This window comes from Ruegeria sp. YTSA108, from assembly GCF_059610185.1.
Genome location: NZ_JBXWND010000008.1, coordinates 99863 through 121345, shown reverse-complemented (window position 1 = coordinate 121345; position 21483 = coordinate 99863). Strand labels below are relative to the sequence as shown.

Sequence of the window (21483 nt, the reverse complement as noted above, 5' to 3'; positions counted from 1 at the left end):
TAGTTTGATGGCTGAACCGCTTGCGACTTTACCCTCAGCGGATAAAACGGACTGCAACAAAACACAAAGAGAAAACGATTTCATGAGTATCGCCCTTGTCATCCTTGCTGCCGGTAAAGGCACCAGGATGAATTCGGATATCCCGAAAGTCCTGCACCCGATTGCTCAGGCGCCTATGCTGGTCCATGCCATGCGCGCTGGTGCTGTTCTGTCGCCCGAGCGGACCGTCATTGTCACCGGGCACGGGTCCGAAGCCGTTGCCAAAGCAACCCTGGCCGAGGACGAGACCGCACAAATCGCCATTCAGGCCGAACAGCTGGGCACCGCCCATGCTGTCGCACAGGCGCGCGAAGCGCTGCAGGGTTTCAACGGCGACGTGGTTGTTCTGTACGGGGACACGCCCTTTTTGCAACCCGATACGTTGGAACGTATGATCGAAGCGCGGGCCAAGAACGATCTGGTTATTCTGGGTTTTGAGGCCGCAGATCCTGCACGCTATGGCCGGTTGGTCATGAACGGACAGGCCCTTGAACGCATCGTCGAATACAAAGACGCCTCGGATAATGAGCGCGATATAACACTTTGTAATTCTGGCCTTTTGGCCTGTGACGCTGAATTGCTGTTTTCGCTGATCGACGACGTCGGCAATGACAATGCCGCCGGTGAATACTACCTGCCGGATGTCGTGGCAATCGCCCGATCCCGTGGCCTGAATGTCACCGCAGTCGCCTGTGACGAGGCACAAACGTTGGGTGTGAACTCGCGCGTTGACCTGGCCGCTGCGGATGCGGTTTTTCAGGCCCGTGCCCGCGCCGATCTGCTGGATCTGGGGGTCACGCTGATGGCGCCGGAAACCGTTTATCTGGCCGCCGACACCGTCATTGGCCGCGACACAGTGATAGAACCCAATGTGGTCTTTGGCCCCGGTGTCACGGTGGAAAGCGGCGCGACGATCCGGGCATTTTCTCATCTTGAGGGCTGCCATGTCAGCCGCGGCGCCATCGTCGGCCCCTATGCCCGCCTGCGCCCCGGCGCTGAGCTGGCAGAAAACACCCGCGTCGGCAATTTTGTCGAGATCAAGAATGCTGAGATCGCCGAAGGCGCGAAGGTCAACCATCTCAGCTATATCGGGGACGCAACGGTTGGGGCGGCGACGAATATCGGCGCGGGTACGATCACTTGCAATTACGATGGCGTAATGAAGCACCAAACAACCATCGGTCAGAACGTCTTTGTCGGATCGAACACCATGTTGGTGGCACCTGTCACCATTGGTGACGGCGCGATGACGGCCACCGGAACCGTGGTGACGCGCGATGTGGAAGCGGATGCTTTGGCCGTTGCGCGCGCCAAGCAGGACAACAAGCCCGGTTATGCGCGTAAATTGTTTGACATGTTGACGGCGAAGAAGGCTCGTCGCGACAAAGGAGCCTGACAGATGTGTGGGATTGTAGGCGTATTGGGCAAGCACGAAGCTGCCCCCATCCTGGTCGAGGCCCTAAAACGGCTGGAATACAGGGGGTATGACAGTGCAGGCATTGCTACGGTCAATGGCGGATCCCTGGGTCGGCGTCGGGCTGTAGGCAAGCTGGTAAACCTCAGCGACCTGCTGGTGCATGACCCGCTTCCCGGTAAATCCGGTATCGGCCATACCCGCTGGGCCACCCATGGCGCGCCGACAGTTTCGAATGCGCATCCCCACCGGGCCGGGCCGGTTGCCGTTGTTCACAACGGCATCGTTGAAAACTATCGAGAGCTGCGGACAGAGCTGGCGGAACACGGGATCGGGTTCGAAACCGAAACCGATACGGAAACCGTCGCCCTGATGGCTGAACATTACCTCAAATCAGGGCTGCCCCCGGTTGAAGCCGCCTATAAAACCATCGACCGGCTGGTCGGCGCATTTGCCTTGGCCTTTCTGTTTGACGGCGAAGATGACCTGATCGTGGCCGCGCGCAAAGGCTCGCCACTGGCAATCGGGCACGGGGACGGAGAGATGTTTGTCGGCTCGGACGCCATCGCGCTAGCGCCGCTGACGGATCGCATCACCTATCTGGAAGAAGGTGACCGTGCGGTTGTGACCCGCACATCGCTGGAAATCCGCAACGAAGCAGGTGAGCTTGCCAATCGCGAAACCCGCAAGATCAAAGTGGATCACAGCCGCGCCGACAAGGCCGGGCACAAGCATTTCATGGCCAAGGAAATCGCGGAACAGCCGATTGTGGTTGCCGAGGCGATCCGGTCCTACCTGCCCTCTGCCGGGGATCAGGTCGTTCTGCCGGGGGATCTGGATTTCACCAAGCTGGACCGTCTGACGATGGTCGCTTGCGGGACTGCTTTCTACGCCTGTTTGACCGCCAAATACTGGTTCGAGCAACTTGCCAGAATACCGGTCGAAGTCGATATCGCCAGCGAATTTCGCTATCGTGAACCTCCGATCCCGGAACGCACTATGGCGCTGTTTGTTAGCCAATCGGGTGAAACCGCCGACACGCTGGCCGCCCTGCGGTATTGCGACGGCAAAGCGGACAAGGTCGTCTCAGTCGTCAATGTTCCAGAAAGCTCGATCGCACGTGAAAGCGACATCGCCCTGCCGATCCATGCCGGGGTTGAGATAGGCGTCGCCTCGACCAAAGCCTTCACCTGTCAGCTGAGCGTGTTGCTGATGCTGGCGCTCAAGGCTGCCGCGGACCGTGGCACGTTGAGCGACGAGGAACTTGCCGATCACGCCGCCGCGTTGCGCGGGCTGCCTTCGGTGCTGAACACCGCGTTGGATCAGAACCGGGCCATCAGGAAATCCGCCCAGCGCTTGTCCGAGGCGCGCGATGTTCTGTTTCTGGGACGCGGCCTGATGTACCCGCTGGCGATGGAAGGGGCGCTGAAACTCAAGGAAATCAGCTATATCCATGCCGAAGGTTATGCTTCGGGTGAGCTAAAGCACGGCCCCATTGCCCTGATCGACAAACACATGCCCGTGGTGGTTCTGGCCCCGCGAGACACGGTGTTCGACAAAACCGTGTCGAATATGCAAGAGGTCATGGCACGCAAGGGTAAAGTCATCCTGGTGTCCGATGATGACGGCATCGCCGAGGCGGAAGACGGGGTCTGGAGCACGATCCGCATGCCGCATGTGCACCCCAGCCTTGCGCCGATCCTCTATTCGGTGCCCGCTCAGCTGCTGGCCTATCATACGGCGGTGGCCAAGGGCACGGATGTGGACCAGCCGCGCAATCTGGCGAAATCCGTAACGGTGGAGTGACGCATGTCCAAGCAATTTCCGGCGCTGGATAACGCCCATCGCAAGTTTATCGAGGATCAGCATCTGTTCTTCGTCGGCACCGCCGGACCTGAAGGACGGGTCAACATCTCTCCCAAAGGGATGGACTCGCTGCGGGTACTGGGGCCCAATCGGATTATCTGGATGAACCTGACCGGCAGTGGCAACGAAACCGCCGGGCATTTGCTTGAGGTCAATCGCATGACCCTGATGTGGTGTTCCTTCACCACACGCCCGCTGATCCTGCGCACCTATGGCACCGCGCGTACATTGCATGCCGGGGATGAGGGCTGGGACGCGTTGGCCGGGCAGTTTCCCGACCACCGCAGCGCCCGCCAGATCTATGACCTTGCGATTGACATGGTTCAGACCTCTTGCGGATATGCCGTACCGTTCATGGAATACCAGTCCGAACGGGACACGATGCAGAAATGGGTAGACGGTAAGTCCGATGACGATATCCGCGATTATTGGGTTGAGCGGAACCATCAGACGATCGACGGCAGGCCAACACGCGCTGCGGACCTATGACGCCCGTCACCTATCTTGACCAGATCCGCGCCCATGCCGACCCAGAACGCGCCGTGCAGATGGCGGCTTATCACAAGGTCGAACGCCTCTATCTGGGTGTTGCAAATCCGGTTCTGAACGACCTGAGCAAACTATGGCGACAGGAACTGGACGTTGCTGCGCGGGTGGATCTGGCTGACGCACTCTGGCAGACCGATATCCACGAGGGCCGTCTTGCCGCAGCCAAGTTGCTGACCCAAGCCCGTATCCGCCCCGATGAGGCTGCTTGGGACCTGCAGCAAAGCTGGTTGCCAGATTTCGATGCCTGGGCGGTGGCAGATCACGCCTGTATGGCGATGCAGAAACGCTTATCTGCGGACCCGGCGCGGTTGGATCAGGTCGAAAGCTGGACAGCGTCAGACCACATGTGGACACGGCGCGCCGCGCTGGTGGCCACCCTGCCCTGGACCAAGCAGAACCACCCCAAGCCAGAAGACCTGAACCGGCGCGACCGTATTCTTGGCTGGGCAGCGGGCTATGTGCCCGACCGTGACTGGTTCATCCAGAAAGCAATCGCATGGTGGCTGCGCGAGCTGTCGAAACATGACGCGGACCGAGTGGTTAACTTTCTGCGCAACCATAGTTCGGCCATGAAGCCCTTTGCCCGGCGTGAAGCTGGCAAATATCTGAAAGGTCAGTTGGAATAAACTTCCAGCTCGACAAGTTCGTCATAAGGCAAAAGCAGCGCCCGCATTGCATCCAGCGACAGCCTGCTGCCGCCGCTTTCGGGCCCACGGGCCGGGACCAGCGTGATATAGGCCTGCGCCCCTGTTCTGGGCACAACAACACGTCCTGTGAACTCTGTCTCGACCAAAGGCGTTTCCATCCAGCGTCCCGGCGTTGTCGGATCACCCAAGCTGGCAATGGTGGTCTTGGCGCCAACCCAACCAGCGGCGGTTGCGGGGACCGGAACGGATTCGGTGACGTCAGCTTCCGCGGCGACCTCTGGTTCAGCCGCAGGTTTGTCGCGACCGAAAACCCGATCAGTTGTCGAGCGGACAGTGTCACAGCCCGCAACAAGGATACAAATGGTCAGCAGAGTGTATTTCATGGCCTGAACTTAGCCCCCCTCACAGGACTGTGCCAGCACAAAGCACAGTTCAGGCTTGTCGCAGGCCAGTCGCCGCTTTACGTATGACTCATGACAGCTCCGCTTATCGACCCGTTCGCACGTGCCATCACATATCTCCGCGTCTCCGTTACGGATCGCTGTGATTTTCGCTGTGTTTACTGCATGTCCGAAGAAATGAAGTTCCTGCCGAAAAAGGATCTGCTGACGCTGGAAGAGCTGGACCGTATGTGCACGACCTTCGTGAAGATGGGCGTGGAAAAGCTGCGCATCACCGGGGGCGAGCCGCTGGTCCGCCGAAACATCATGTCATTCTTCAATGCCATGACCCGGCATCTGGACAGCGGCGCGTTGAAAGAGCTGACGCTGACAACCAATGGCTCGCAACTGCACCGCTTTGCTGACGATCTCTATGCGGCGGGCGTGCGCCGGGTGAATGTGTCGCTGGACACGTTGGATGATGAGAAATTCAGCCAGATCACCCGTTGGGGCCGGTTGAAACAGGTTCTGAACGGAATTGACACGGCCCAAAAGGCTGGCCTGCGGGTCAAGATCAACGCCGTGGCCCTGAAAGGCTTCAACGAGGCCGAGCTTCCAACAATCACCCAATGGTGCGCTGAGCGCGACATGGATCTGACCTGGATCGAGGTGATGCCGATGGGCGATATCGGGAACGAGAACCGTCTGGATCAGTACTGGTCGCTCAAGGATGTCCGCAAAGAATATGAAAGCCACTATACCGTCTCCGATCTGGCAGAACGCACCGGTGGCCCGGCGCGATATGCGCGGCTTGAAGAAACGGGCCAGAAGATCGGCTTTATCACACCGCTGTCGCACAATTTCTGCGAAAGTTGCAATCGTGTCCGCCTGACCTGTACGGGTGAGCTGTATATGTGTCTGGGGCAAGAGGATATGGCCGATCTGCGTGCCCTCCTGCGAGATCATCTCGATACCGAGGCGCCGCTGGAACAGGCCATCCGCGCGGCGATAAATCTTAAGCCCAAAGGCCACGACTTCGACTATTCCCGCCAGGCGGTCGACGGCAAGATGAGCCGCCACATGAGCCATACGGGCGGCTGACATGACCGCCCCCTCTGGCCAGCCGACGCTGCTTTACCGTTTGTATTGCAGCCTGACCGCCGTTGCTGCACCTTTGGCTTGGCGCACCGTGCGCAAGAAACTCCTGGCGGCAGATGTCCCGACAATTCGCCAGCATGAAAGGCTCGGCCATGCCAGCCTACCACGCCCCAAGGGCCGATTGATCTGGTTCCACGCTGCAAGTGTGGGGGAAACCCTGTCGGTCATCAGCCTGATCAAACGGCTGGGTGAACGCCTGCCGGATGCCCAGTTCCTGGTGACCTCGGGCACCCCAACTTCGGCGGCGCTGATCGAAAAACGGATGCCACCCCGTACGCGACACCAGTATCCGCCGCTGGACACCGCAGGGCCGGTCAGGCGATTTCTGGATCACTGGCGCCCCGAAGCCGGAGTATTTGTCGAAAGCGAAATCTGGCCACGCCTGATCGTTGACGCGGCTGGACGGGGAATCCCTCTGGCCCTGTTGAATGCGCGCCTGTCAGAGAAATCCGTCGAAGGTTGGAAAAAACGTCCACAAACCGCACGATTCATTTTGGACAATTTCAGCCTGTTCCTGACCCAGAATGGCAAAACCGCCGCTAATCTGGTGGACATGGGGGCTGTGGCGGACCGCGTGCAACCGGGAACCAACCTCAAGGCGATGTCCGACCCGCTTCCGGTCGATAATTCTGTGCTGGAAGACATCCAGACCGAGATTGCCGGACGCCCTGTGTGGATCGCTAGCTCAACCCATGCCGGAGAAGAAGAGATTGTTCTGGCCGCCCATGCGAAATTGCTGGAGCGCTGGCCCGACCTGCTGCTGCTGTTGATCCCGCGCCACCCCGAACGCAGGCAGGATGTGGCCGCGCTGTTGAAACAGGCCGGGCAATCCGCCGTGTTCCGAACATCGAATGGGCGGATCGACACCGAAACACAGGTCTATGTCGCCGACACTTTGGGCGAGACCGGCACCTGGTACGCGCTTTGCCCGATCGTGTTTCTGGGCGGATCACTGCATGAGATCGGCGGCCATAACCCGTTCGAACCCGCTCAGGCCGGGGCGGCAGTAGTAACCGGTCCCGGATACTTCAACTTTGCCGAGACCTTTGCGCCGCTCATCGAAACCGGTGGCGCGGTTGAGGTGAACTCGGCGCAGGCCCTGGCAGACGCGGTCGCGGTTTGGCTCAGCGATCAGGACGCGCTGGATACAGCGCGCGATGCCGCAAAATCCTGCGTCAACACGCAGAAATCCGCGCTCGATTCCATTGTCGAGACCCTGTGCGACCGGCTTGGCCTGAAGACCACCGGCGTTTAGGGGCAGAGCACCTGCCTGCCCCTTGGGATCACGCCGCTGGCATCCTTTGCTCCACGATTTCGGCCCACCAGCTGCATCCTGCAGGGATAGCCTCATCGTTGAAGTTATATTCGGGATGGTGAACTGCTGCGGTGTCCCCATTACCCACCAAAATATAGGCGCCCGGACGCTCTTCGAGCATAAAGGCGAAATCCTCGCCGCCCATGATCAGCGGTGCCTGGTCACAATCGCCTGAGACGGACCGCGCCACCCGCGCTGCGAAATCGGTTTGATCATCACTGTTCACCATCACCGGGTAGCCCCGGTAATAGGTCACCTCAACCGCTCCTCCGAATGTGGCGGCCACTCCGGAGCAGATCTCGGTCACGCGCTTTTCGGCCATATCCCGCATGTCCCGGCTCATTGTACGGACCGTACCGCGCAGCTTTACAGTCTGAGGGATCACGTTGAATGCAGTTGAAGAGGTTTCGAACGAGGTCACCGAAACAACCACCTGATCCACCGGGTCAGCGTTTCGCGCCGCGATGGTCTGGAGCGCCAGAACCGCCTGCGCCGCCATCACAGTTGTATCCACGGTTTCATGCGGCTTGGCTGCGTGGCCGCCTTTGCCTTCGAAAACGATGTCGAACTGATCAGTAGCTGCGAAAAACGCGCCAGGACGGATGGCGAAACTGCCCACCGGACGGCCGGGCCAGTTATGCATTCCGTAGACTTCCTGAATGCCCCAGCGATCCATCATCCCGTCTTCACACATCTCACGACCACCGCCGCCACCTTCTTCGGCAGGTTGGAAAATGACCACCACTGTCCCGTCAAAATTCCGCGTTTCCGAAAGGTATTTCGCCGCCCCCAACAACATCGCAGTATGACCATCATGGCCGCAGGCGTGCATCGCCCCATCGGTATTCGAGGCATAGTCCAATCCGGTCGCCTCACGGATCGGCAGCGCATCCATATCGGCACGCAAACCGATAACCTTGCCGCCCGTGTCCGCCTTGCCCTTGATCACACCAACCACGCCCGTTCGGCCAATTCCGGTGACCACCTCATCGCAGCCGAACTCTTTCAGCTTTTCCGCCACCAGCGCACTGGTGCGATGGGTTTCAAACAGGATCTCTGGATTTTGGTGGATATCACGCCGCCATTCCGTGATTTCACTCTGCAGTTCTGCGAACCGGTTTTTGATCGGCATGTGTATCTCCCAAAATCATCGTTCGTCGCTGTCACCGGGGCGCAACGCGCCGGATAACAGGACAATGAAAACAGCCAGCGGCAGCAAGGCCATGAATGCAAGACGCAATGTAAGCATCTCTGCCAGAAACCCAATAAGGGGCGGGCCAATCAACAACCCGCCATACCCTAATGTGGCCACGCTGGCGATGGCTTGACCAGGCGGGACATGCGGATCATTTGCCGCCCTGCTGAACGCAAGCGGCATGATCACTGCATATCCAAGCCCCATCAGTCCAAACCCAACCAGAGCAATCCCGGCATCATAGGCCGATACCACAGCCAGCACCCCCAAAGCGGCGCATACCCCTCCGAAACGGGCCGTCGCGGTTGGTCCGAACCGCGCGATCACGACACCACCCACCAGACGGAACGCGACCATTGTCACCGAAAAGACGGCATATCCCAGCGCCGCGACGCTTTCGGGTGCACCGGTCACATCCCGCAGGAAAATCGCGCTCCAGTCCGCGACGGCCCCTTCACCCAATGCCCCGCACAGGGCAATAAATCCGACAAGTATCAACGCACCCGACGGAAGTGCAAATATCGCCCCGCCCGCGGCCACAACACGGTGCGAATTCCACTGCACACGGGACAGAGCCAGTGTCAGCCCAACTACGATGCCACCGGCCAGCAAAAAGTGCTGTGACACCGTCAGGCCCATCTGTATCGCACCAAATCCGCTCATCGCTCCCAGACCGGCCCCCAGGCTCCACATCGCGTGAAAAGACGACATAACGGGCCTGTCATAAGCGCGCTCAACCTCTGCTGCCCAGGCGTTCATCGCCACATCCATCGAGCCGTGGAAGGCCCCGAATACGAACAGGAAAAACGCCAATGCCCAAAAGCTTCCGGCAAAGGCCAGCAAGATAAGGGATGCGGTATAAAGAATGGCGATGATCCGTGTGATCACCACAGCCCCGAACCGATCTGTCAGACGTCCGGTAACCGGGAACGAACACACAGCCCCAGCCGCCATGAACAGCAAGCCGTAGCCAAGCGCTTCGTGCGACAGGTCCAGGTGATCCCTGACTGCGGGAATACGCGAGGCCCAGATCCCGAACAAAGCGCCGTTCAAAATGAACATGGCCGCCACGGCCCGCCAAGCGGCCATAATTCCGATCACGTATTTTCCTTTGCTCCGCGCCCGCCCCTGTCAGTTCTACAGCCTTGGGAAGGTTTAGCAAACGCGGATTAGGCCAACCGCTTTCGTATATGCCTGATACCCAGCCAGACACACAGGACAACCGGCAAGGTTGCCGCCGCGGTCAGCATCCCCTTGCTGATCCCGGTGGCGGTCAACGGGTACAACAGATAGCTGGCCAGTGAGACCGCATAATAGCTAATCGCCACCACGGAAAGCCCCTCGACTGTGTGCTGCAACCTCAGGGCCAGATCAGCACGGCGGTCCATACTTTCCAGCAATGCCTGATTCTGGGCGCTGCGTTCCACATCTACCCGGGTCCGCAGCAACTCACCCCCCCGGATCGCCCGGTCGGACAAGGTCTGCAGCCGACTTTCCGTGGCTTTCACAGTCCGAATTGCGGGCTCATACCTGCGCATCATGAAATCGGCAAAGGACTGACGGCCCTCGAACCTTTCCTCGCGCAATACCTCGATCCGTTGGTTCACGATGGCCTCATAGGCCCCGGTAGCCCCAAAGCGAAATGCGCATCGGGCAGAAAGCGTTTCCAATTCGATGGATGTAGACAGCAGATCCGGCAGTAGTTCGTCAGGATGCGCCGAGTTATCTGTCATCTGCCCCATAAGCCGGGTCAGCTTTCCATCCAGCTCTCCGATTTTCGGCATCAGTTGCTTGATGCGAGCAAAGCCCAACATGGACATGGCCTTGTAGGTTTCGATCTCGCACAGGCGCTGGATGATGCGTCCGGTTCGGCGCTGTCCTGTTCCCTTGGTCACGAAGAGCGCGAACCGCATATGCCCAGCCGGATCAATCCGAAAGTCACTGGCACAAATCGCAGCATCATCCAGCACGCGCGCAACCGCAAGGCTTTCGGGTTCGAACCATTCGGCCAGCGCGGCTTTTACCGCCTCATCATCTGGTCTTTCGGTCACCCGAACCATGGCCGAGGTTATCCTCTGGCCCGGGCTGGCCATCAGCCAATCAGGTGGGAAAGCCTCAAAATCAGCGGGGTTGAAGGCCCGGTCACTGACATTCCGGGTGATCGCCGTATAGGTCACAAATTCCGTGTGCTGCTCCCACTTGAGCCAGTGACGCCCGATCTGACCCGCGTAATGCGTCGCGTCCGGCTGCGGGTGCTGCGCACCGTGACGGTCCAGAAGATTGACCAGATGGGCAATGTCTTCGCTCCGGTCCCGCGCAACCGCCGCCACGGGTTTCTTGATGGCCAAAAACGCAACGGTGCATGGCGTCGAGGCCACGGGAAACGGGCGCGCATGCAGCTCGTTGGCCAGCGAATAGCGCAATGGATGATCGTCGATCGGCGTCATTGAATGCTCCGGCGTTGTCCGGCGCACTATACGACAGTTCAAAAATACATCAATTATCTTTTTATTTCAATAGCTTACATGGATACTACGGTATACAAACCCCTTATGTCATTGATTTGGCTGCCACAGTTCGATTGGGTTGCCCTCAGGGTCGTGAATACGTGCGAATTTTCCAACCTCGCTATCCCATTCCGGATTGGTCTCGACGGCAATGCCTGCGGCTTGCAACTGGGTCGTCATGGCAGACAGATCATCAACCCGAAAATTGATCATCCACTGCTGCTCGGCGCGGCCAAAATAATCGGTGTCCTGCGCAAACGGGGCAAAGACCGTATAGCCTTCGCGCTGTTTCCAGGGGACGGGATCGTAATGATGAACGCCAAGATGGGTCTCGTACCAATGCCGCTGCGCTTCCGGATCTCTGGCGCGAAAAAACACACCACCTATGCCGTTGACCTTTTCCATAGGGCACCTCCTTGTCTCTCTATAATAGCCCAAGGATACCACATTCCGCCCGCCTCATCTGGCCAGAAAAATCTTGGGGGCTTGGAGGCAAAGCCCCCAACATGACAAACAAGAAAAGGGCGCCCGAAGGCGCCCTTTGCATTTTGGTTAAGGCTTTAGATCAATCGATCATTGGCAGCAGCTTGTCCAGCGATTGTTTCGCGTCGCCATAGAACATGCGGGTGTTCTCTTTGAAGAACAGCGGGTTTTCGATGCCCGAATAGCCGGTGCCCTGACCACGCTTGGATACAAACACCTGCTTGGCCTTCCAGCATTCCAGAACCGGCATGCCGGCAATGGGGCTGTTGGGATCTTCTTGCGCCGCAGGGTTCACGATGTCGTTGGAGCCGATCACAATGGCAACATCCGTATCCGGGAAGTCGTCGTTGATCTCATCCATTTCCAGAACGATGTCATAGGGCACTTTGGCTTCCGCCAGCAGCACGTTCATATGACCCGGCAGACGACCGGCAACGGGGTGGATCGCAAAGCGTACGTTCTTGCCTTGCGCGCGCAGCTTGCGCACCAGCTCGGAAACCGATTGCTGCGCCTGCGCCACCGCCATGCCATAGCCCGGAATGATCACCACGCTGTCGGCGTCATTCAGGGCTGCGGCAACACCGTCGGCCTCGATTGCAATCTGCTCGCCTTCGACAGCCATCTGCTCACCTTGCGGACCACCAAAGCCACCCAGGATCACACTGACAAAGTGCCGGTTCATCGCCTTACACATGATGTAGGAGAGAATCGCACCGGACGAGCCCACAAGCGCACCGACCACGATCAGCAGGTCGTTGCCCAGCGAAAAGCCGATGGCCGCAGCCGCCCAGCCTGAATAGCTGTTCAGCATCGACACAACCACCGGCATGTCGGCACCGCCGATGCCCATGATCAGGTGATAACCAATAAACAAGGCGGCCAGCGTCATCAGGAACAGGGGCAGGAATCCGCCCGTGGACGTGTACCAAACCAGACAGATCAGCGAGAGCCCCGCCGCAGACGCATTCAGCGCGTGACCACCGGGCAGTTTGGTTGCCGTCGATGTAACCTTGCCAGCCAGCTTGCCATAAGCCACGACCGAACCGGTAAAGGTGATCGCGCCGATAAAGATGCCCAGGAACAGTTCCACGTGCAGGATTGCCAGCTCTGCCGCTGTCTTCTTGGCGATCAGCTTGGCAAACGCGCCCAGGTCGGAAAGGTCGACGTCTTTGGCGGCATCAACAACCGCAAAAACTTCGGCGACATTCTTGATTTCAAAATGCGCGTTGAAACCCACGAACACAGCCGCCAAACCAACCAGCGAATGCATCGCAGCCACAAGCTGTGGCATCTCGGTCATCTGGACGCGCTGCGCCACATATTGACCGATCAGACCACCACCTATGATCAGCAGCAATGACAGCAGCCACAAGCCCGAACCGGGGCCGACCAGCGTAGCGAAAACCGCCAGCGCCATACCGACGATGCCATACCAGACAGCGCGCTTGGCGCTTTCCTGGTTCGACAGGCCGCCAAGCGAGAGGATGAACAGAACAGCCGCAACAACGTAGGCGGCAGTGGTGAAGCCATAATCCATGTGCCCGGCCTCCTTAAGATTTCTGGAACATGGCAAGCATGCGCCGAGTTACGAGGAAGCCACCGAAGATGTTGATCCCGGCCATGAAAACGGACAGAGCCGCCAGCAGAATAACCAGAAACGACCCGGATCCGATCTGCATCACTGCGCCAACGATGATGATCGACGAGATCGCGTTGGTAATCGCCATAAGCGGTGTGTGCAGGCTGTGCGCGACGCCCCAGATCACCTGGAATCCCACGAAGATCGCCAGCACAAAGACGATGAAGTGCTGCATGAAGCTGGCCGGAGCAATCAGACCGATCAACAGCATTAGCGCACCGCCGATACCCAGCAAGGTGAACTGCTGTTTGGTTTGCGCCTTGAAGGCCGCAACTTCCTGCGCCTTTTTCTCCTCCGGGGTCAGCTCCCTGACCTCAGGCTTTTTCTGAGCGGCAATCGCCTGAACTTTCGGCGGCGGTGGCGGGAAGGTGATTTCACCTTCATGCGTCACGGTTGCGCCGCGGATCACGTCGTCTTCCATGTCATGGTTGATCTGACCGTCCTTTTCAGGCGTCAGGTCTGTCATCATGTGACGGATGTTGGTTGCGTAAAGCGACGAAGACTGTGCCGCCATCCGGCTTGGGAAATCGGTATAGCCGATGATGGTCACGCCATTATCGGTCACGATCTTCTCGTCAGCAACGGTCAGCTTGCAGTTGCCGCCTTTTTCCGCCGCAAGGTCCACGATCACCGAACCCGGTTTCATCGCTTCGACCATGTCCTTGGTCCAAAGCTCGGGCGCTTCGCGGTTGGGGATCAACGCGGTGGTGATCACGATGTCCATTTCCGGAGCAAGTTCGCGGAACTTGGCCAGCTGTGCCTCGCGGAATTCATCGGACTGAACACTCGCGTAACCGCCGGTTGCCGCGCCGTCCTGCTGGTCTTCTTCGAAGTCCAGATAGACGAATTCGGCGCCCATGGATTCAACCTGCTCCGCCACTTCGGGGCGTACGTCGAACGCATAGGTGATCGCACCCAGAGAGGTCGAGGTGCCAATGGCGGCCAGACCGGCCACACCGGCACCTACGATCAGAACCTTGGCAGGCGGTACTTTACCAGCAGCCGTCACCTGACCGGTGAAGAACCGGCCAAAGTTGTTACCCGCTTCGATCACCGCGCGGTAGCCCGCTATGTTGGCCATCGACGACAGAGCGTCCATCTTCTGGGCACGACTGATACGCGGCACCATTTCCATGGCGATCACGTTGGCGCCCTTGGACTTGGCGGCCTCCATGCCCTTTTCATTCCCTGCGGGGTTGAAGAACGAGATCAATGTCTTGCCCTTGGCAAGACGCTTCAGCTCGGTTTCATTTGGCTGACGTACCTTGGCGACGATGTCGGCGGCTTTCCACAGCGCCGCCGCGGTTCCGATAACCTCGACACCCGCCTCTTTATATGTGGCGTCCGAGAACCCGGCCGCAGCGCCGGCCCCTTTCTCGATCAGGCACTCATACCCGAGCTTTTGCAGTTGACGGGCTGAATCCGGAGTCATCGCGACCCGGTTCTCACCGTCAAATGTTTCCTTTGGCGTTCCAATCTTCAACGGCGCGTCCCCCTAATTTTCGGTCAGTTCGCAAGGATAGTTGGCATTCTATCTGAAGAACCAGTTTTAACTGCGCAAGATTATTTCGCAAGCGCAGCATTGTTACGTCGTGTAAAATCCCGTCCACATCAGATCCAGCGGCGGGTTTGCCTTTCATATCTGGCGAAATCCGTGCGAAAGGCACGGCGCATACGGTTTTCTTCCGGCACAATAAACCTGCGTTCCAAAATCCAGACAAAAACAGGCATCAACACCAAGGACAGCACCGCGTCGAAACGCAGAATCAAGCCGGCCAGAATAAGTACATCGCCAACGTAGATCGGATTGCGGCTGCGCTTGAAGATACCTGTTTGAACCAGACTCGATGGAGTTTCATGCGGCAGGACAGTTGTTCGATGTCGACGAAACTCGGCAATCGCCAGCACGACAAGAACGACGCCGCCCCCGATCAGAAGGCCGCTGAGCAGGTCGGTAAACCCGCTGGCCAGCGACAGGCCGAAGGACGCATAGTTCGCCTGCAGCCAGGCGAGAACAGCAAAGGCCACCAACCAAGCGGGCGGAATGTCGAGTTTGCGCTTCATGCTTGTTCCTCTGATCCTGCGGTATGGATGTCGCATTTGTCGGGGTATGTACCGCTTTGCATCCACGAAAGCAAAACCACAGTTGGTCGCATCTGTGCATTTTCGGCCGAACGCGTAGACACGGCAGAACTGATCAGATAGCCCTTTAGTCAGACATTTGTCAGAATTCTGCACAGGACCTCCATGACTGATTTCGCTGCAACCAAAGCCATGTTCGATCTGCCGAATGGAACCATTTATCTGGACGGCAACTCGCTTGGCCCATTGCCACGTGCTGCCGCCGAGCGGGTGAGTGGAATGATGACACACGAATGGGGTCAAATGCTGATCACCGGTTGGAACAAGGCCGGGTGGATGGGGCTTCCGACCGGGCTTGGCGACCGTATCGGACGGTTGATCGGTGCGGAACCGGGTACCATCGTGACCGGCGATACCCTGTCGATCAAGGTCTATCAGGCTGTTGCCTCGGCGCTGGAGCTTTGCCCCGACCGCAAGGTTGTGCTGTCTGATAACGGCAATTTCCCTTCGGACCTTTATATGGTCGACGGTCTGCTGCGTTCACTCGGATCGGAATACGAATTACGGGTGGTCGCACCCGAGGATGTTGCCGAAAACATCACCAAAGACGTCGCGGTTCTGATGCTGACCGAGGTCGATTACCGGTCTGGCCGGATCCATGACATGAAGGCGCTGACGGAACAGGCTCATGCGAACGGCACAATAACCGTTTGGGATTTGGCCCATTCCGCAGGGGCGATCCCGGTTGAGCTGTCCAGTTGCAAAGCGGATTTTGCCGTTGGCTGCAGCTATAAGTATCTGAACGGAGGCCCCGGCGCGCCGGCGTTCATCTATGTGGCGCCCCGCCATGCGGATCGCGTGCGCCCTGCATTATCCGGGTGGCTGGGCCATGAAGCCCCGTTCACGTTCGATCTGGATTACCGCCCCGGACAGGGTATCGAGCGGATGCGTGTCGGCACACCTCCGATCATCCAGATGACCGCGCTGTCTGCGGCGATGGACATCTGGGACATGGCCAACATCAAAGACGTGCGCGCCAAGTCAATCGAACTGACCGAGCTGTTTATTTCGGGCGTCGAGGCCACCTGCCCTAACCTGAAACTGGCCAGCCCCCGCGACCCTGCGCAGCGTGGCAGTCAGGTCTCATTCCGTTTCGCCGATGGCTATGCCGCAATGCAGGCCTTGATCGCGCGCGGCGTGATCGGTGATTTCCGCGCCCCGGACATCGTGCGCTTTGGGTTCACCCCGCTTTATATCGATGAGCAGGATGTAAAAGGCGCGGTGGACATTCTGGCCGACATCATGACCAACCGGTTATGGGACGCACCGGAATACAAAGTCAGACAGCGGGTTACCTGATTTCCAACGCTGCACCAATCATGGCGGCAAGGTTCGAGTTCATCCGGTCAAATTCTTGGAAATCCGTCGCGCTGATTTTGTTTCCCCGCAGCGCAGAGGCAATGGTCTCCGCAGTCCCTCTTGCGCCATCAAACAAACGGACACGATCATTCGACGCTTCTTTCTGTAGCCACCCTGTATATAAAGATTGCAGCCGGGCCTCGCCCTGCGTGATGATATCCGAGGCCAGCGACTTTCCTGCATCCAACAGTTCCATCCCGTGTGGAGAGGACATGATCTGAGCCATACCATCGGTCTGCACGTGGATTGCCTGGCCGATAATCTGCGAAACCGAGCCGTCTGCCTGCAGGGCTTTCGCAACGGCTTCGATCTTCTCCTCATAGTGCAACTCGGTGAGTCTGCGCAGGATCGCCTCTTTGTTGTCGAAATACAGATACAATGCCGGGCGCGAGATCCCCACGCCCTTTGCGATTTCATCCATCGACGTCTTTTTAAAGCCGTAAGCCGCGAATGCCTTACGCGCCGAATCCAGTATGGCAAGGCACTTTGCGTCTAGCACGAAATCTCTCATCTGAACCTTTTGACACTTTTCACTCAATTTGTCAGTTGACACTCTGACACTCACACCCATTTATGTCAGAACGTCACTAAATGCCAAGAGGGAGACGCAGCTATGACGGCCAGCTTAAAGATAAATGGGACGTCATATGAGGTCGATCTACCCGAGGATGTCCCCCTTTTATGGGTTCTGCGCGACGAGATCGGACTGACCGGCACCAAGTTTGGCTGCGGGGTTGCGGCATGCGGCGCCTGTACCGTTCATATAGACGGAGAAGCCGTGCGCTCTTGCCAGGTTGCCTTGTCCGATGTCTGGGGTGACGTCACCACAATCGAAGGTCTGGGCAGCCCGGACGCAATGGCCAAGATACAGCAGGCCTGGGTTGACCATCAGGTTGCGCAATGCGGGTATTGCCAATCGGGTCAGGTCATGCAAGCCGCCGCGCTATTGGCCGAGAACCCCAGCCCCACGGATCAGGACATAGACGATGCGATGCAGGGTAATCTGTGCCGCTGCGGCACCTATCCCCGTATCCGTGCCGCGATCCATGACGCGGCCTCCAGACTGAAGGAGGCATAAGCGATGGCATCCGTAGGGAAAATTCTGCGCCGCACGTTTCTGATCGGCTCAGCCGCAATTGTGGGCGGTGTCGCGTTTGGCGCCTATTATGTCAGCCGCCCCGTAGCCAACCCGTTGAAGCCCGGCGACGGGGAAACCGCGCTTAGCCCGTTCATCCTGATTGATCAGCAGGGCGTTACCCTGTTCGCGCCACGTGCCGAGATGGGACAGGGCGTAATGACCACTTGGGCAGCCCTGATTGCCGAAGAACTGGACGTCGAATTGGACGATATCCGGGTCCTTCACGGGCCTGCGGCAGCCGCCTATTACAACTCGGCCATTTTGGGTGAGAGCCTGCCGAACAAGGGATATGACATCTCGAATTTCCAGCACAATCTGGCACAGTCGTTGGGCGTTCTGGGCAAGGTTGTCAGTCTGCAGGTCACAGGCGGCTCGACCTCGATGCGCGATGGGTTCGAACGCATGCGCGAAGCCGGGGCCACAGCCCGGGAAACGCTGAAACAAGCAGCGGCTGATCGTCTGGGCCTGGAGCGTGACCAGTTGAAGACCGAAAACGGCGCCGTGATCGCGCCGGACGGGACGCGCATTCCCTATACCGAACTGGCTGAGGCCGCCGGACAGATCGAGCCCATGCAGGTCGAGCTGCGCGATCCCTCAGATTGGCGTTTGCTGGGACAGAACCTGCCACGAGTCGACATGGTTGGCAAATCCACGGGCACGGCTGAGTTCGGCATCGACGTGCGCCCCGAGGGTCTGAAATTCGCCTCGGTTCGGATGAACCCGAAACTGGGCGGTGCGATGAACGGCTTTGACGCCAGCACCGCGGAATCCATGCCCGGCGTGGAAAGGGTGGTCGATCTGGGCAACGGCGTGGCCGTTATTGCCAATAACACCTGGCTGGCCATTCAAGCGGTTGAGGCCATAGAGGTCGATTGGGCCGACGCCCCCTACCCGCCGGATACCGACGGTATTTTCGCCAAGATTGCCGAGGCGTTTGACGACTCGCCAAATTCGACCATGCGCGATGATGGGGATGTAGACACCCTGCCCGACGGGGCCACCGAAATTACCGCTGAATATCAGGTACCCTATCTGGCACATTCCACGATGGAACCGATGAACGCCACCGCGCTGTTCACCGGTTCCAGGCTCGAGCTGTGGTGTGGCAACCAGGCGCCGACCTTCCTTCTGACCCGCGCTGCAAACACGGCGAATCTGGATAAAGAAGTGGTCGAGATTCACACCACCTATCTTGGTGGCGGATTTGGTCGTCGCGGAGAGCTGGATTTCATCGAAATCGCAACCAAGGTCGCCATGGCCATGCCCAATACTCCGGTCCAGACCACCTGGAGCCGTGAAGAGGACATGCGCCACGATTTCTACCGCCCCGGCGCGCTGGCGCGGATGCGCGGCGCGGTCAAAGACGGCAAGGCAGTTCTGATCGACGCCAAGGTTGCATCGCAATCCTGCACACAGCAGGCCGTGGAACGCATATCGGGCCTGCCCGGCGCTGGCCCCGACAAGGTCCTGGTCGAAGGTCTTTTTAACCAGCCCTATGCCGTGCCGAACTACTGCGTCAGCGGCCACATCGCCGATCTGGATGTACCTGTGGGGTTCTGGCGCTCGGTCGGCAATAGCCATAACGGGTTCTTCCACGAGACATTCATGGACGAGCTGGCCCTGGTCGCCGGTCGCGACCCGCTGGAATTCCGTCTTGAACTGGCCCAAACCGAGCACGCGCCGTCGGCAGGTGTCCTGCAAGCCGTCAAGGAAATGTCAGGTTGGACGGGTGAAACGCCCGCCGGTGTTGGTCGTGGCGTGGCAATGACCTACAGCTTTGGCACCCCGGTGGCGCAGGTGATCGAGGTGGTCGATGAGGACGGCACCATTCGCATCGCAAAGGCGTGGATTGCCTGCGATGTGGGTCTTGCTTTGGATCCGGGAACGGTCGAAGCGCAGATGTTCGGTGGCATGATCTATGGCCTGTCAGCAGCCGTGATGGGTGAGATCACCTTCGCCAACGGTGAGGTCGAGCAATTTAACTTCCCCGACTATGACGCGCTGCGAATGCATAACGCCCCGGTGACCGAGGTCCGCATTCTGGAAACCAATCGCCATCTGGGTGGTGTGGGCGAGCCGGGGACGCCTCCGTCGATGCCAGCACTTGGCAACGCCCTGTTCGACCTTACCGGCAAGCGCGCCCGCAGCTTGCCGTTGATCAACCAATTCGATCTGCTGGTTTGATAGCAAAGCGCCGGTCCCTTCAATCAGGGCCGGCGCAGGGACTCAGGCGGTTTGTTTAACCAATCCCGATCGCACTCCTGCGGACCAGTCGCGTGCCGCATCGCCAAACGCCTCAAAGAGCGGCCGCGAGACAGGGTCATTGACCGCGTCCCATTCCGGGTGCCATTGCACCGACAGCGTGAAACCGGGCGCGTCCTGCACATAAATCGCCTCGGGCGTGCCGTCTGGTGCAGCGCCGTCAATCACAATGCGATGTCCAACAGTTTTGATCCCCTGCCCGTGCAGCGTGTTGGTCATCACCTCGGCAGCGCCCATCAACCGATGAAACACGCCCCCCTCGGTCAGGTTGACCACATGGCGTAGGGCAAATTTCTCTTCCAAGGTGCCGTCGGGGGGCATCCGATGGTTCATGCGCCCCGGCAGATCGCGGATTTCTGGATAAAGCGTTCCGCCCATGGCCACGTTGACCTCCTGAAAGCCGCGGCAGATGCCGAAAAAGGGCTGCCCTCTTTCGACACAGGCCCGCACCAAGGGTAACGTGATCGCATCGCGCGCCCGGTCGAAATCGCCATGCGCGTCGGTCGCAGGTTCGCCATATTCCTCGGGGTGAACATTGGGACGCCCCCCTGTCAGCAGGAAACCATCACAGACCTCAAGCAGTTCCTCGACACAGACATACCGCGGGTCGGCAGGGATCAGCATCGGCAAGCAACCCGAGACATTGGCCACGGCGTCCGAGTTCATCGTGCCGCCGGCATGAGTCGGATATTGATCGTTCATCAAATATGAATTGCCGATGATACCGACGACAGGTCGAGCCATTATTCTTTCCTAGTTCTTTCCGTACGTTCCGGGAAAGGTATCGACAGGGTCACAGGCGCGCAATAGCACATAGCCTGTGTGTCAGCGCAAGTCTCTGTTCACCCCTGCACAACAAGGGGCCTGATCGGACCACCGCCGAATTGGCCCTATTCGCTTTGCGCGCCGCTTGTGCCTCGTAAAGATCGGAGAGCCTTTGCCAGCTCTCCGAGTTCACCAAAGGTCAAACTTCGCCAGTCAGCCCGGCCGCTTCGATCCCGGCCATGGCAGCGATGGCGTCGTTATCCGACGTGTCGCCGGTCACACCGACTGCGCCGATTACGGCACCTTTTCGGTCACGTAGCAGAACACCACCCGGAACCGGCACGACCTGACCGCCATAAACACCGTTTACGGCGGCCATGAAATAGGCCTGCGCCTCGGCGCGTTGCATCTGGGCTGTGCCCGCCATCCCCAGCATGACCGAGCCATAGGCCTTGCCCTGCGCAATCGCAAAACGACCAGGGGCAGCACCGTCTTCACGCTCAAACGCGATGACGTGGCCACCAGCATCAAGAACGATGACCGAGAGGGGTTTCAGCCCCAACTCGCGCCCTTTTTCAAGGGCTTTGCGGATAAGGGTACGGGCTTTGCGCAAAGAAATTACCAT

General features: G+C 58.8%; 20 protein-coding genes. 9 read left to right on the top strand and 11 right to left on the bottom strand.

Annotation, left to right across the window (positions count from 1 at the left end):
* The first annotated feature begins 82 nt into the window (after positions 1-82).
* Genes glmU through AC2FHW_RS12880 form a run of 4 tightly spaced genes read left to right on the top strand, consistent with a single transcriptional unit; the run spans position 83 to position 4494 of the window.
* Positions 83-1435 (top strand): bifunctional UDP-N-acetylglucosamine diphosphorylase/glucosamine-1-phosphate N-acetyltransferase GlmU, encoded by a 1353-nt coding sequence (gene glmU / locus AC2FHW_RS12895; protein ID WP_496677508.1) that lies wholly within the window; start codon positions 83-85, stop codon positions 1433-1435.
* A gap of 3 nt (positions 1436-1438) precedes the next feature.
* A complete protein-coding gene (glmS, locus tag AC2FHW_RS12890) occupies positions 1439-3259 on the top strand; it encodes a glutamine--fructose-6-phosphate transaminase (isomerizing) (protein ID WP_142634924.1) in 1821 nt (606 codons plus the stop codon).
* A 3-nt stretch (positions 3260-3262) separates the two neighbouring features.
* Entirely contained in the window at positions 3263-3808 is a 546-nt protein-coding gene (locus tag AC2FHW_RS12885; RefSeq protein ID WP_496822032.1) for a pyridoxamine 5'-phosphate oxidase family protein, read from the top strand.
* Positions 3805-4494, top strand: coding sequence for a DNA alkylation repair protein (locus tag AC2FHW_RS12880; protein ID WP_496731956.1), 690 nt, complete (start codon positions 3805-3807; stop codon positions 4492-4494). Before AC2FHW_RS12885 ends, AC2FHW_RS12880 begins: the two co-directional genes overlap by 4 nt.
* Here AC2FHW_RS12880 and AC2FHW_RS12875 read toward each other — a convergent pair.
* On the bottom strand, positions 4482-4898 hold the full coding sequence (locus AC2FHW_RS12875; protein ID WP_142634930.1) for a hypothetical protein: 417 nt from the start codon (positions 4896-4898) through the stop codon (positions 4482-4484). The genes AC2FHW_RS12880 and AC2FHW_RS12875 overlap by 13 nt on opposite strands.
* Before the next feature lie 90 nt (positions 4899-4988).
* On the opposite strand from AC2FHW_RS12875, the gene moaA reads away from it, so the two are divergent.
* Together moaA and AC2FHW_RS12865 are read left to right on the top strand one after the other, a co-directional pair.
* Positions 4989-5996, top strand: coding sequence for a GTP 3',8-cyclase MoaA (gene moaA / locus AC2FHW_RS12870; RefSeq protein WP_496822030.1), 1008 nt, complete (start codon positions 4989-4991; stop codon positions 5994-5996).
* Between the two features lies 1 nt (position 5997).
* Positions 5998-7308 (top strand): 3-deoxy-D-manno-octulosonic acid transferase, encoded by a 1311-nt coding sequence (locus AC2FHW_RS12865; protein ID WP_282021429.1) that lies wholly within the window; start codon positions 5998-6000, stop codon positions 7306-7308.
* A 28-nt stretch (positions 7309-7336) separates the two neighbouring features.
* On the opposite strand, the gene AC2FHW_RS12860 is transcribed toward AC2FHW_RS12865, so the two are convergent.
* From AC2FHW_RS12860 to AC2FHW_RS12830, 7 genes are all read right to left on the bottom strand, one after another.
* Positions 7337-8500: a M20 aminoacylase family protein gene (locus AC2FHW_RS12860; protein WP_282021430.1), complete on the bottom strand. Its 1164-nt coding sequence runs from the start codon at positions 8498-8500 to the stop codon at positions 7337-7339.
* A gap of 15 nt (positions 8501-8515) precedes the next feature.
* A complete protein-coding gene (locus AC2FHW_RS12855; RefSeq protein ID WP_271950223.1) occupies positions 8516-9664 on the bottom strand; it encodes an MFS transporter in 1149 nt (382 codons plus the stop codon).
* A 68-nt stretch (positions 9665-9732) separates the two neighbouring features.
* Positions 9733-11010 carry a DUF3422 family protein gene (locus tag AC2FHW_RS12850; protein ID WP_142634941.1) on the bottom strand — a complete coding sequence of 426 codons (1278 nt, stop codon included), beginning with the start codon at positions 11008-11010 and terminating at the stop codon, positions 9733-9735.
* A gap of 108 nt (positions 11011-11118) precedes the next feature.
* Complete coding sequence (locus AC2FHW_RS12845) at positions 11119-11475, bottom strand: VOC family protein (protein ID WP_271950225.1); 357 nt, start codon at positions 11473-11475, stop codon at positions 11119-11121.
* A gap of 160 nt (positions 11476-11635) precedes the next feature.
* Positions 11636-13090: an NAD(P)(+) transhydrogenase (Re/Si-specific) subunit beta gene (locus AC2FHW_RS12840; RefSeq protein WP_271950227.1), complete on the bottom strand. Its 1455-nt coding sequence runs from the start codon at positions 13088-13090 to the stop codon at positions 11636-11638.
* Between the two features lie 13 nt (positions 13091-13103).
* Complete coding sequence (locus AC2FHW_RS12835) at positions 13104-14675, bottom strand: Re/Si-specific NAD(P)(+) transhydrogenase subunit alpha (protein WP_142634946.1); 1572 nt, start codon at positions 14673-14675, stop codon at positions 13104-13106.
* Between the two features lie 128 nt (positions 14676-14803).
* Positions 14804-15256 carry a methyltransferase family protein gene (locus AC2FHW_RS12830; protein WP_142634949.1) on the bottom strand — a complete coding sequence of 151 codons (453 nt, stop codon included), beginning with the start codon at positions 15254-15256 and terminating at the stop codon, positions 14804-14806.
* A gap of 183 nt (positions 15257-15439) precedes the next feature.
* Here AC2FHW_RS12830 and kynU point away from each other — a divergent pair, with 183 nt between their 5' ends.
* Positions 15440-16633 carry a kynureninase gene (kynU, locus tag AC2FHW_RS12825; protein ID WP_496822028.1) on the top strand — a complete coding sequence of 398 codons (1194 nt, stop codon included), beginning with the start codon at positions 15440-15442 and terminating at the stop codon, positions 16631-16633.
* On the opposite strand, the gene AC2FHW_RS12820 is transcribed toward kynU, so the two are convergent.
* Complete coding sequence (locus tag AC2FHW_RS12820; protein ID WP_496822027.1) at positions 16626-17204, bottom strand: TetR/AcrR family transcriptional regulator; 579 nt, start codon at positions 17202-17204, stop codon at positions 16626-16628. The genes kynU and AC2FHW_RS12820 overlap by 8 nt on opposite strands.
* Before the next feature lie 102 nt (positions 17205-17306).
* On the opposite strand from AC2FHW_RS12820, the gene AC2FHW_RS12815 reads away from it, so the two are divergent.
* Positions 17307-17771, top strand: coding sequence for a (2Fe-2S)-binding protein (locus AC2FHW_RS12815; RefSeq protein WP_496690871.1), 465 nt, complete (start codon positions 17307-17309; stop codon positions 17769-17771).
* Between the two features lie 3 nt (positions 17772-17774).
* Positions 17775-20015: a xanthine dehydrogenase family protein molybdopterin-binding subunit gene (locus AC2FHW_RS12810; protein WP_496822026.1), complete on the top strand. Its 2241-nt coding sequence runs from the start codon at positions 17775-17777 to the stop codon at positions 20013-20015.
* Positions 20016-20057: 42 nt separating this feature from the next.
* Here AC2FHW_RS12810 and AC2FHW_RS12805 read toward each other — a convergent pair whose 3' ends face one another.
* Both AC2FHW_RS12805 and AC2FHW_RS12800 read right to left on the bottom strand, forming a co-directional pair.
* Positions 20058-20837 (bottom strand): gamma-glutamyl-gamma-aminobutyrate hydrolase family protein, encoded by a 780-nt coding sequence (locus AC2FHW_RS12805; protein ID WP_142634959.1) that lies wholly within the window; start codon positions 20835-20837, stop codon positions 20058-20060.
* Between the two features lie 220 nt (positions 20838-21057).
* Positions 21058-21483 carry a GlcG/HbpS family heme-binding protein gene (locus AC2FHW_RS12800; protein WP_271950308.1) on the bottom strand — a complete coding sequence of 142 codons (426 nt, stop codon included), beginning with the start codon at positions 21481-21483 and terminating at the stop codon, positions 21058-21060.

Excerpts from the sequence above, each read along its gene's own strand:
- glmU (WP_496677508.1), top strand. The coding sequence starts at position 83 with ATGAGTATCGCCCTTGTCATCCTTGCTGCCGGTAAAGGCACCAGGATG.
- glmS (WP_142634924.1), top strand. The coding sequence starts at position 1,439 with ATGTGTGGGATTGTAGGCGTATTGGGCAAGCACGAAGCTGCCCCCATC.
- AC2FHW_RS12885 (WP_496822032.1), top strand. The coding sequence starts at position 3,263 with ATGTCCAAGCAATTTCCGGCGCTGGATAACGCCCATCGCAAGTTTATC.
- AC2FHW_RS12880 (WP_496731956.1), top strand. The coding sequence starts at position 3,805 with ATGACGCCCGTCACCTATCTTGACCAGATCCGCGCCCATGCCGACCCA.
- AC2FHW_RS12875 (WP_142634930.1), bottom strand. The coding sequence starts at position 4,898 with ATGAAATACACTCTGCTGACCATTTGTATCCTTGTTGCGGGCTGTGAC.
- moaA (WP_496822030.1), top strand. The coding sequence starts at position 4,989 with ATGACAGCTCCGCTTATCGACCCGTTCGCACGTGCCATCACATATCTC.
- AC2FHW_RS12865 (WP_282021429.1), top strand. The coding sequence starts at position 5,998 with ATGACCGCCCCCTCTGGCCAGCCGACGCTGCTTTACCGTTTGTATTGC.
- AC2FHW_RS12860 (WP_282021430.1), bottom strand. The coding sequence starts at position 8,500 with ATGCCGATCAAAAACCGGTTCGCAGAACTGCAGAGTGAAATCACGGAA.
- AC2FHW_RS12850 (WP_142634941.1), bottom strand. The coding sequence starts at position 11,010 with ATGACGCCGATCGACGATCATCCATTGCGCTATTCGCTGGCCAACGAG.
- AC2FHW_RS12845 (WP_271950225.1), bottom strand. The coding sequence starts at position 11,475 with ATGGAAAAGGTCAACGGCATAGGTGGTGTGTTTTTTCGCGCCAGAGAT.
- AC2FHW_RS12840 (WP_271950227.1), bottom strand. The coding sequence starts at position 13,090 with ATGGATTATGGCTTCACCACTGCCGCCTACGTTGTTGCGGCTGTTCTG.
- AC2FHW_RS12830 (WP_142634949.1), bottom strand. The coding sequence starts at position 15,256 with ATGAAGCGCAAACTCGACATTCCGCCCGCTTGGTTGGTGGCCTTTGCT.
- kynU (WP_496822028.1), top strand. The coding sequence starts at position 15,440 with ATGACTGATTTCGCTGCAACCAAAGCCATGTTCGATCTGCCGAATGGA.
- AC2FHW_RS12820 (WP_496822027.1), bottom strand. The coding sequence starts at position 17,204 with ATGAGAGATTTCGTGCTAGACGCAAAGTGCCTTGCCATACTGGATTCG.
- AC2FHW_RS12815 (WP_496690871.1), top strand. The coding sequence starts at position 17,307 with ATGACGGCCAGCTTAAAGATAAATGGGACGTCATATGAGGTCGATCTA.
- AC2FHW_RS12810 (WP_496822026.1), top strand. The coding sequence starts at position 17,775 with ATGGCATCCGTAGGGAAAATTCTGCGCCGCACGTTTCTGATCGGCTCA.
- AC2FHW_RS12805 (WP_142634959.1), bottom strand. The coding sequence starts at position 20,837 with ATGGCTCGACCTGTCGTCGGTATCATCGGCAATTCATATTTGATGAAC.
- AC2FHW_RS12800 (WP_271950308.1), bottom strand. The coding sequence starts at position 21,483 with ATGGTAATTTCTTTGCGCAAAGCCCGTACCCTTATCCGCAAAGCCCTT.